The organism is Endozoicomonas sp. SESOKO3 (assembly GCF_024606255.1).
In genome coordinates, this window is sequence record NZ_JAHHPR010000177.1 from 1 (window position 1) to 9,070 (window position 9,070).

Annotated in this window: 7 protein-coding genes; 3 read left to right on the forward strand and 4 right to left on the reverse strand. The window is 49.5% G+C overall.

The window, feature by feature from the left end; genetic code table 11:
• Positions 1-306 precede the first annotated feature (306 nt).
• Both KDK18_RS03135 and KDK18_RS03140 read right to left on the reverse strand, forming a co-directional pair.
• Positions 307-732, reverse strand: coding sequence for a hypothetical protein (locus KDK18_RS03135; RefSeq protein ID WP_257253145.1), 426 nt, complete (start codon positions 730-732; stop codon positions 307-309).
• 128 nt (positions 733-860) lie between these two features.
• On the reverse strand, positions 861-2,849 hold the full coding sequence (locus KDK18_RS03140) for an AAA family ATPase (protein WP_257253146.1): 1,989 nt from the start codon (positions 2,847-2,849) through the stop codon (positions 861-863).
• 395 nt (positions 2,850-3,244) lie between these two features.
• Here KDK18_RS03140 and KDK18_RS03145 point away from each other — a divergent pair, with 395 nt between their 5' ends.
• Together KDK18_RS03145 and coaE are read left to right on the forward strand one after the other, a co-directional pair.
• Positions 3,245-4,117, forward strand: a complete 873-nt coding sequence (locus KDK18_RS03145) for an A24 family peptidase (RefSeq protein ID WP_257253147.1) — start codon at positions 3,245-3,247, stop codon at positions 4,115-4,117.
• 7 nt (positions 4,118-4,124) lie between these two features.
• Complete coding sequence (coaE, locus tag KDK18_RS03150; protein WP_257253148.1) at positions 4,125-4,727, forward strand: dephospho-CoA kinase; 603 nt, start codon at positions 4,125-4,127, stop codon at positions 4,725-4,727.
• A gap of 34 nt (positions 4,728-4,761) precedes the next feature.
• On the opposite strand, the gene KDK18_RS03155 is transcribed toward coaE, so the two are convergent.
• Together KDK18_RS03155 and KDK18_RS03160 are read right to left on the reverse strand one after the other, a co-directional pair.
• Positions 4,762-6,384 (reverse strand): NAD+ synthase, encoded by a 1,623-nt coding sequence (locus KDK18_RS03155; RefSeq protein WP_257253150.1) that lies wholly within the window; start codon positions 6,382-6,384, stop codon positions 4,762-4,764.
• A gap of 111 nt (positions 6,385-6,495) precedes the next feature.
• Positions 6,496-8,586 carry an EAL domain-containing protein gene (locus KDK18_RS03160; RefSeq protein ID WP_257253151.1) on the reverse strand — a complete coding sequence of 697 codons (2,091 nt, stop codon included), beginning with the start codon at positions 8,584-8,586 and terminating at the stop codon, positions 6,496-6,498.
• A gap of 213 nt (positions 8,587-8,799) precedes the next feature.
• Between KDK18_RS03160 and KDK18_RS03165 the strand changes: the two genes are divergently transcribed.
• A partial coding sequence (locus KDK18_RS03165) for a Tfp pilus assembly protein FimT/FimU (protein ID WP_257253153.1) occupies positions 8,800-9,070 on the forward strand: 271 nt, incomplete at its 3' end.

The following is a 9,070-nucleotide window of genomic DNA, read 5'->3' on the forward strand; positions in this document are numbered from 1 at the left end:
ATCCTCAATTTCTTGCAATCCTCGCTACGGACGCTTAAGTCCGACAGGCTGCCAGGGGTTCGGCTGGAAATAGCCACCTGATGGCCGGGCTTGTTCCAGTCCCTCTTCGCCGGTAATGCTAACCATCCTGACTCCCTGCGCGGACTTTGATTTTTCTGGTGGTGGTCTGGGCGATCAGGGTTTGTTTAAACTCTTGTAGCATTTTCACATATTGATTCCCATGGCCGATCACTTACTTGATTTCTTTAACAACACTCTTTCGATGATCAGCGATTTGTACCTGTTCCCTGCTACTTATCGGGTACGCTAATGAAATATCAAAGGAAAGAAGACTAGCCGGGCCAGTGGCGAAGCGGGATGAGCATAGATGCCCAGTTTTGATGCTCCAATGTTCATTACCCCAACACGTTCAGATGGCAGTAAATCAGATAAAGTGGGCATCAGAGCTACCTGCGCTTCATCTTTTTCAAGAAAAGCTAATGCGTCGTGTCGGTTGCGGTGCAGCCAATGTACCAGCAATGACGGATAAGTTTCAGCAATCGTTGCATCAAGCTCAGTTAAAAACGCCATGGAAATTTGTACGTCGTAGCAAATTTTGAACTCAGTAATCTTCATATCCTGAGCAGAAAGTGCTACCTGTTCAAATTCTTTCGCCTGCTTCGCCAGATGATTTGCGCGAGGATACAGATAGAGAGCGAACTCGGTTGGGAGTGCTTTTTTACTCTGAATCACAAAAAGTGATTGCCCTAAAATATCTTTTTGGCACAGGGTCTCTCTGACCGGATATTTTTCTTTTCAAGCAGTGTTTAATGAGTCGTTCTGAGTCATCAGGCTAATTCACCCGGTGGTATGCACACGCATCATAAATACAACCCTTCCGAAATACACTCATTTTTAAGGTACATAATCTGCTCTCTGGCCTTTCTGAAGTCTGTCTGTGTGACCCGAATTCGGCGCTCGCGCAGGGCCAGCAGACCGGCCTCTGTGCAGATGGCCTTGATGTCAGCACCACTGAGGTTATCTCTGGTTATGATGAACTCTTCGAGATTGACGTCTTCGGCCAGGGCCATCTTGGCGGTGTGGATGTTGAAGATTTTTTTCTGGGTCTCGGAGTCCGGTACAGGGAACTCGATCTTGCGGTCGATGCGACCGGGCCGGATGAGAGCCGGGTCAAGTGCCTCAATGCGATTGGTGGCCATAATGACCTTGACGTCGGTGCGGCTATCAAATCCGTCAAGCTGGTTCAGGAGTTCCAGCATGGTGCGCTTGATCTCGTTCTCGCCACTACTATGTGACTCGTAGCGTTTAGTACCGACGGCGTCGATCTCGTCAATGAAGACGATGGACGGCGCATACTCCTCTGCAGCGCGGAACAGCTCACGCACCAGTCTGGCACCGTCGCCAAGGTGCTTCTGAATGAGCTCCGACCCGACGACGTGCAGGAAGGTGGCGCTGGTATGGTGTGCGACGGCCTTGGCCAGCAGCGTTTTACCGGTTCCGGGCGGCCCGTAGAAGATGACCCCCTTAGGTGGGGAAATGCCAATTTCATCGTAAAGCTCCTGATGTGTGAGCGGCAACTCGACGGCCTCCTTGATTTCCTGTATCTGTTTCTCCAGGCCGCCAATATCAACGTAAGACTCCATCGGGGCTTTCTCGACCATCATCACACGAACCATGGGGTCGACCTCATCCGAAAGTACGCCAATGATGGACATCTGCTTGCTGTGAAGGAGCACCTGACCGCCCGGCTCCAGCTTGTCCCTGTCCACGAAGGACATGATGTTCACGTAGTGCGGCAAACCGTCCGACCCGCTGACGATGGCATGGTTTTCATCGATGATCTCCTCCAGTACCCCCACTTTCATTGGCGAGCCGCGAACCTCATCCACCATTAACTGCTCCCTGTCGATACTGCTCTCCCGGTTCAGGCGGCTCTGATTCGTGATGTACTCTTCCTCCAGCAGCAGGTAGTCATTGATGCGTTGCAGTTTGAGCAAGCGCAGCCTGCACTGTACATGTGGCTTTACATCCGGCAGTCTTTGCGCCGCAGTGACGGCAGAGCGGAACTGGCGACGTTTGGATCCGCCACCCTGTGGTGGCGGGGGAGGAGTGTATTTCTTGTGTTGCGCGCGTTTCGCATCCTTATTCTCTTCGTCTTGCTGGTCTTTACCCTGGCCACCAAGGCCACCGGGGCCAGCAAAAGAGCTCGGACTCTGCCCCATAAGCTGTTTTTGATGGTTTTGTTTTTGTGTATGCATTCCTGCAGTCAGGCTCTTGCCGCAATGAGTGCAAAGTAGCTTATTCCCATTGCTCTGAAAATCTGCAGGGCTGGATGAAGCCGAAGCTGAAAGAATTGAGGCTTGTGGCAAAAGCGTTGTCGATTGCATGTCATTGGAGCTTGCTTCTGCCCTTATGGTTGCATAGGTGAAGTGTCTTGCAGCTGGTTCATTAGGCGTTGGCTTGACCGTCAAGGTGCTGGCTGCAAGCTCTTTCTGTATTGAGACTTCTTTCTCGTGAGCAAATTCAATAACATCGGGCACCGGCGGGAGTGTTGGGGTGGGTGTAATAAAATTATCATCGTCTTTCAGTTCGTAGAGCACTTTCTTTTGGGTGTCGCCAGATTCCTCGATAACCGGTGGCAAACTTTCGTTAGATAAATGCCTGTTCGATGCTTCGGATAAATCATGTTTGGCTTGATGAACAGTACCCGAGGTATATGCAATATATCGCATGTTTTCAGCATTAACAGCTATTACTTCTATTTGATAAGGGGAGGCATAAAGGAAAGCAGGACAGCCGGTAATCAGGCTTAACAGAAGACGATAAAAGAAAATAAACCTAAGTCTCATTTGGCACCATGCAATACTTTTCGAGTTCAGACCGGGTGGCCACCACGATGATTGTAGTGCAATGTAGAGCCCATGAAGCTTTTTGATGTGAATCGGTATCTGGTTATGTCACACCCTCCGGCACTGTAGCTGCCACTCTCAACTACAGACCGAAATGCATTAATTTGCTCCAATGTAATCATTGTTTTTGACACATCATAGCCATTTTGAAATCGATAAGGACAACCTGACAGACCAATAGAGTTTGCCCATAAGAATGCACTGAATCCAAAAATCAAGTAGAGTAAGATCAGAAAACAGCCATGAGCCAAAGTGTCGCTGCTATCAAATTATAATGTGTCTCTGGATCTGAACATGCGGCACTTTCATATTAAGAAAACCGGATTTATTGACTAATGGCACTCTTAGAATTACTCCAGTCTTCACCCACTTATTTCTATCTCATCCTGCTCCTGGTCGGCCTTCTGGTTGGTAGCTTTCTCAATGTTGTTATTCTGCGCCTGCCGGTAATGATGGAACGGCAGTGGAAGCTGGAGTGTCTGGAAACACTTCACCCGGACAAGGTTCCTGCTGAGATGGAACCTTATAACCTGATCAAGCCCGACTCCACCTGTCCGAGCTGTGGCCACAAGATCCGGGCCTGGGAAAATATCCCGGTTATCAGCTATCTGTTTTTGAAAGGCCGTTGCTCTTCCTGCAAAACCTCTATTTCTGTTCGCTATCCGATCATTGAGGTAGTCTCTGCCCTGCTGACCGTTGCTGTTGGCATCTACTTTGGCGCCACGCTCCAGACGATTTTACTGTGCTGTTTAGTCTGGTCCCTACTGGCATTGAGCATGATTGACCTGGACACCCAACTGCTGCCGGACAGCATTACCTTGCCCTTACTCTGGCTGGGCCTGCTAGCCAACAGCTTTGAGTTATTGATTCCTTTAGAGGACGCGGTGCTGGGTGCTGCTGCCGGTTATCTTTCACTGTGGTCTGTTTACTGGCTATTCAAACTGCTGACGGGCAAAGAAGGTATGGGCTACGGCGACTTTAAACTACTGGGGGCACTCGGTGCCTGGATGGGTTGGCAAATGCTACCTCTGATTATTCTGCTGTCCTCACTGGTGGGAACGATTGTCGCGGTGGTGCTAATCATCCTGAAAAAGCAGGAGCGGAGCAACCCTATTCCCTTTGGGCCTTATCTGGCCGCTGCGGGCTTTATTGCCCTGCTTTGGGGAGAAACACTGGTTCAATCTTATCTGCAGATTATGGGACTGTGAGCTGAACATGAGTAAGTTGGTTATTGGCGTAACGGGCGGCATCGGCAGTGGTAAAACCGCCGTTACCGACTACTTTTCCAGTCTCGGTATTACCGTAGTGGATGCGGACCAGGCTTCAAGAGAAGTGGTGGAACCCGGTCAGCCAGCTCTGCAGAAAATTGCAGAAAGACATGGTCAGGATATTCTTACTGACGAAGGCACTCTGGACCGAAGAAAGCTCAGGGACATTATTTTTAATGACGACAGCGAACGTTTATGGCTGGAACAGTTGCTGCACCCTTTGATTCGTCATCAGATTATTCAGGAACTGGAAGCGTCCGAGTCTCCTTACACCATCATGGTTTCGCCGCTTCTGGTAGAAACAGATCAACACTTGCTCACCCAACGTATCCTGGTTGTCGATGTTCCTGAAGACACTCAGTTGGCAAGAACCATGAGCCGCGACGGCATGAGCAAAGAACAAACCCGGGCTATTATGGCGAGACAGGCTTCCCGTAAACAGAGGTTGGAGAAAGCCAGCGACGTGGTTGATAACAGCGGCTCGCTGGAGCAGCTGTTTAAACAACTGGATGAGGTTCACCAGACCTATATGGCTCTGGCAAACGCATAAGCGCGACCGGGGTAGTCCGGGTTTGTTCAGACCATCAAATACCCGGACGCCAGCCGTTGGTAATCGGGTAACGGCGGTCACGTCCAAAACCGCGGGGCGTAATACGAACCCCCACCACCGCCTGCCGACGTTTGAATTCATTAACATCAATCAGACGCAACACCCGATAGACAGTATCCCGGTCAAAGCCGGAATCGATAATGGCTTCAGCGCTTTTATCTTCTTCCACATACATTTCGATGATTCGATCCAGCTCGTCGTAGGGAGGCAGACTGTCTTCGTCTACCTGATCAGGTGCGAGTTCGGCAGAAGGTGGACGATCAATCACCCGTTGCGGAATAACATAACCCAGAGAGTTACGGTACTCGGACAACTCAAAGACAAGCGTTTTTGGTACATCTTTCAGAGCATTGTAACCACCGCACATATCGCCATAGAGCGTGGCATAGCCTACCGCCATTTCACTCTTATTGCCGGTAGTGAGGACCATGTAACCTTTCTTGTTGGAAATGGCCATCAGCATGACGCCCCGGCAACGGGACTGGAGGTTTTCTTCTGTGGTGTCTTTTCGGGTATTCTCAAACTGAGAACTCAGCATTGACATAAACGCATCAAACATCGGCTCAATAGGCATGACGGAATAATCGACACCCAGAATTTCGGCTTCTTCCCGGGCATCTTCGAGACTCATGTTTGAGGTATAGCGGAAAGGCATCATAACCGCCTGAACCCGTTCGGCGCCCAAAGCGTCGGTGGCAATGGCCAGAGTCAAGGCAGAATCAATCCCACCGGATAAACCTAACACAACCCCTTTAAAGCCATTTTTATTCACATAGTCACGAACTCCCGTGACCAGAGCATTGTAGACTCGTTCGTGCAGGCCAGGCAGCTCGGCAACGTCTTCCTGATCAAACGTCTTGTCTGCTATGTCGAAACAGGTTTTGTAGAGACCTTCGGCAAAGTAATCGGCCCTGACAGCGACCTGTCCATTGCCGTTCATGGCAAAAGAGCCACCATCAAACACCAGCTCATCCTGTCCACCCAGGAGGTTGACATAAAGCACGGGAAGACCCGTTTCTAGACAACGGTTGCGGATGGTCTGGTAACGGATAGTGTGTTTATCTTTATGAAAGGGGGAAGCGTTGAGGCTCAGAACCAGCTCCGCCCCGGCATCTGCAGCCTGCTGAGCGGATGAGGGATACCAGAGATCTTCACAGACAGTCAGAGCCAGTTTTACCCCTTTACACTCATAGACGCAGGGTTCATGTCCCGACATGAAGTAGCGCTTCTCATCGAATACCTGGTAGTTAGGCAGATGTTGTTTTGCGTATCGGGCCATCACCTGACCGTCTCTAAGGACCACTGCCTGATTTTCCAGACCATGTGCTCCCATGGCAGGTAATCCAATCACCAGATCAATACCTTTGACCACACCGAGCTTGCTGATAGCCTGCTCAATTCTCAACACCATACTGGGCCTGAGTAACAGATCTTCAGGTGGATACCCGCAGAGTGTCAGTTCAGGAAAAACCACCAGATCGGCCTGATGCTGATCACGCGCTTCTTCAGCCGATTCGATCACCCGCTGGGTGTTGCCGTCTATATCACCCACTTTGAGGTTAAGCTGGGCCATGACGATATTGAGCTTTGCTGACATTAAAAAGCCTGATCTCTTAATCTTCAATCTGTGAGCCGGCTATTTTCAACGATGTTGCAGTCAGTGTAAAACTCAAAATCTTCCTTGATTACGGGGAGGCTGCGTCAGCCACTAGAAGTCCCCCTCAAAATCAAAGTCCATATGTTCCACAGGCTCCTGAAGGAAGTCGCCCTGGATGAAATCGACACCGGTATGCCACAGCGGGGCCATCTCAACAGCACTCTCAACCTGAGGAACGATCACTTTCTGCCCCTTTTCCGATAAAGCGAGGACCATTTTCTTGAGTTCTTTACCCTGATTTTCGCTGGTTAGATCTTTAGTGAAAGAAGGATCAACCTTGACATAATCCACCGCCATTGGCGCAATGGTTTCCATAGGGTTCAAACTGCAGCCAAATTCACTCACTCCGGTACTGCAACCCAGCGCCTTGACCGCCTTGAAAAAGTCCGGAGCCTGTTTATTGAAGCGGACAATATTCTGTTCACTGATTTCCACAATCACCGACGAAGCAGGCATAGCTGCCGCCTTGAGTGCAACGCCCAACCAGGGCAAAAACTCTTTCTCCAGAATGGCATTGCCGCCAAGATGCATGAAGAGTCGGATGTTATCCTTATTCTGGGTTCTGCTCAGAAGCTCTTTTCCTGCTTCTATGACCTGCCAGCGATCGACTTTGCTCCAGAGAGCATTTTTGTCCAGCTTATTTCTAAATGTCACTGAGTCATGTTCACGACCTCTGGTATCCACCATACGCAACTGAACTTCAAAGTGCTTTTCAGAAGAACCTTTCAAACTGACCACTGGTTGATATTTCAATTTAAAATTGTCATTTTTCAGAGCCTGGCTGACCATTCCTGCCAGATGCTTCTCAACCGAACTGACCGCATTAACCTTACGTTTCTGATAGAAACAAAGTTTTCCGCCGCCTTCTTTTTGGGCCTGAATAGCAGCATGGCGAGCTCTGACCAACTGAGTATCAGGATCACTGTTGGAATCGGTCAGCATGACACTACCCAGACTCAGCCTGACCGGAAGCTCATTGCTGCCCAGTGTGACCGTCTCTTGTGTAACCGCTTTAATGACTTGATCGGCCAATTCCCGCACCGACTTTTCATCACTGGCTTTCACCAAAGCCATGATACAGTCACCGCTCCAACTGGCAGCTTGATGTTCTATTAACTCCAAACCAAGACGTGAACTGACTTCTTTATAATAGGGCTGGCTGACTCTTTTACCGCCTTTGGCATGAAGCGCACGCAGTGAATCGAGAGTAATACAAAGCAAGGCAAACTGGTCTTTACCCGCAACCACTCTCTGCATGGCAACATCCATCTGCTCTTTGAAAGCTTCTTTATCATAGAGATGGGTTTCGCTATCAAGACGGGCCACTTCGACGTCTTTATGCTCAACATCCGAGGCCTCTTCAGTTTCCTGGAGCCTAACCAGCAGACTCAGTGTATAACGTCCCTCAAAGGAAGTAGGACTGACTATAGCCCTGACAGGCACTTCATTATCCTGAACTGCCAGCAACGGACACTGAATCGCTGCCAGGGCCCGGCCACTGTCTTCGATACTGTTCAGGAAATCACCCACTTCCCTGCGATCTTTTCCCGCCACCAGATCAGTAAAGGGTTTACCGAGAAGACTGGCATTGCCATCCAGACCCACCAGCTCATTGAATGCCGGGTTTGAGTATTTAACCTGACCTTCACTGATATAGATGATGGCATCCACCTGATCGTCCAACAGGTGACGTCTCTGTTTCTCTGATTCATTCAGGGCAACGCTCATCAGTCGATGGTGACGGCGGGCGTTAAGGTCGGCAATTTCCCGATCAGAAGTCAGCAGAAGCAGTTCATCATTGTCTTGAGCAATAACACTTCTTACTCCCAGCTTGAGCCATTGCAACTGTTCTTCTTCCGGTTGTTCTGACAATACTATCGAAGGAATGTCCCTGCCCTGCTGGTCAACCCGATCAAGCACTGAACTGATCGTTAATCCCTCTGGCAGCTCGGCTGAAGAGATAATCATCAAATCCCATTTCTGATGACCAGACAGAGCTTCTTCCAGACTCTTTATAGAAGTGACATGATGAGCACGGGTCGGGTATCCGGCATCCCGATAAACATTAAGCAGTGCCTCAGCTTCTTCAGAGGAAGTATCCACTATGAGCAGCCGGATGGTATCCCTGTTTTCCTGCTCCATGACATTGACCTGATTCAACGAGAGTTTAAGGGTTATCTCATTCTTATAACTGCCATGCGGCCGAAATCATTAGCCCCCTGTCAAAAAACCATCCCTGTTTTTATCTCATTGGCTGCTTTGATAATAATTCCGCAGGTTCTCTACCCCTTCACCCGAATCATCAAAATCCACTTCTAAACTGATCAGATAAACGCTAAAAACCGGTCAGATCTCATGGGGCACTCAAACAGCCTTGAGCCCGGGGCAAAAAACAGCCCTGAGCCTGGAGAAAAAGGATTTTCATTAATTGAGCTGATGATCACTCTGTTGATCGCCGGGATTATTGTTGCCATGGGACTGCCACAACTGAGGGAAGTCTCGAACACCATTCGTTTCTCAAACATTCAGCAAAACCTCCTTTCAAACCTGCTCTACGCCCGCAGTGAAGCCGTTAAAACCGGCAGCAATACCATCGCCTGTGCATCCACTGACGGGACTACTTGCG

Coding starts and splice junctions, on each gene's coding strand:
- coaE (WP_257253148.1), top strand. CDS start 4,125: ATGAGTAAGTTGGTTATTGGCGTAACGGGCGGCATCGGCAGTGGTAAA.
- KDK18_RS03145 (WP_257253147.1), top strand. CDS start 3,245: ATGGCACTCTTAGAATTACTCCAGTCTTCACCCACTTATTTCTATCTC.
- KDK18_RS03160 (WP_257253151.1), bottom strand. CDS start 8,586: ATGGAGCAGGAAAACAGGGATACCATCCGGCTGCTCATAGTGGATACT.
- KDK18_RS03155 (WP_257253150.1), bottom strand. CDS start 6,384: ATGTCAGCAAAGCTCAATATCGTCATGGCCCAGCTTAACCTCAAAGTG.
- KDK18_RS03140 (WP_257253146.1), bottom strand. CDS start 2,849: ATGAGACTTAGGTTTATTTTCTTTTATCGTCTTCTGTTAAGCCTGATT.